General features: G+C 71.8%; 1 protein-coding gene. It reads right to left on the minus strand.

The genetic code is table 11. The features are described from left to right. Positions 1-1,317: asparagine synthetase B (locus ABYX71_RS11950; protein ID WP_372696713.1), on the minus strand; the 1,317-nt coding region annotated here is incomplete at its 3' end. Positions 1,318-1,516: the final 199 nt, after the last annotated feature.

Consider the following 1,516-nt stretch of genomic DNA (forward strand, 5'->3'; position numbering starts at 1 on the left):
CAGCCGGCGGCGCGCGTCGCCGCGCCACGCCGGTAACCGGGCGGTGACCGGTGCCAGCGCCAGTTTGGCCAGGGTGCGCCGGCCGATGCGGTAACGGCGCGACAGGGCGGCCCATTCACGCCAGGCGGCGAGCGGATGCCCGCGCAGCAGGAAGTCGAGCGGGAACACCGGGTGCTCGAACGACCACACCGAGTCGCCATGCAGGCCGTTGATCACTACCCGGGCGCCGGCCTTCAGCAGGGTTTCATGCAGGGTGTCGTCCATCACCGCAAAGGCGTTCCACGGCGGTTGCCCACGGCGTGCCAGGTCCTCGTCGGCGCCATCGACGATGCGGCGGTCGGTGGCGGTGACCCAGTGCGGCACGATGTTGGGGTACCGCGCGCACAGGGCTTCGATGTAGGGGCGCTCGTCGCGGGCGGGGCCCTGGTGGCCGGCAGGCAGGACGCTGGAGGCGGCCAGCAGGCGGCGCCCCTGTCCGGCGAGGTGGTCGGCTGCCAATGCCGCCAGCGTGGAGGAGTCGAGTCCGCCGGACAGGATGACGCCGACCTCGTGCTCCGTGTCGCAGCAGTGGGCGATGATCCGTTGCAGCCGTTCCCTGACGGCTTGCGCGTAATCGTCCGCCGTGGGCAGGCGCACGTGCGCTGCGCTGGTGATGTGCCAGTAGCGTCGCAGGCGCGCCCGTGAGCCGGCGGTGTCGGTCCATGTGAGCACGCTGCCCGGCGGCAGGCGTCGTATGCCGCGGTAGGGGGTCGATGCGTCCTCGGTGGCGACGGCGGCGAGGTAGTCGGCGATGGCAGGCTCGTCGAGGCTCAGGTCCACCCCCGGCAGGCACACCAGCCCGGCCAGGCTGGTGGAGAAGGCCAGGCCGCGCGGTCCTTGGGCGTAGTACAGCGGGCGGGTGCCGAGCGGGTCGCGCGCCAGCGTGAGGCGCCGTGTCGCGGCGTCCCAGACGGCGAAGCAGAATTCGCCGTCCAGGCGGTCCAGGGCCTGCTCGCCCCAGCGCTGCCAGGCCCTGGCGATCAGCTCGCTGTCGGCCGTCTGCCGCGCCGTTCCGGGGGGCAGGCCCAGCGCGGTGGCGATGGCGTCGGCATCGATCAGCCGGGCATCGGCGACGACCGTGAGCTGTCCGGCGGTGACCGGCTGGTGTTCGAGCCGGTCGCGGCGGTAAATGAAATCCTGCCGCTGTCCGAAGGCGACCGGCGGCGCCTGCCAGCGGTGCACGGCGGGTCCGAAGTCCGTCAGGTCGTCGAGCAGCCGCTCCATGGCGCTGTGCAGGGCCGCTTCATCGGGCTGGACGATGCCGCAAATGCCGCTCATCGGGTTGGAGGCTCCGTGGGGTCCGGGACGCGGGCATGTGCAAGCAAGGCACATGCCTCTGTCGGGGGCGGGAGCCTAGACCGTCGATTCGGACACGGACATTGCAGCCGGAGGCGTTTCTCAGGCCGCCAGCTTGGCCATCACGTAATGCACGGCGCCGTCGAGGCTGCTCAGGCGCGGGTAGTCGAGTTCCGGGATC

It is taken from the genome of Immundisolibacter sp. (genome assembly GCF_041625615.1).
Lineage (GTDB): Bacteria > Pseudomonadota > Gammaproteobacteria > Immundisolibacterales > Immundisolibacteraceae > Immundisolibacter.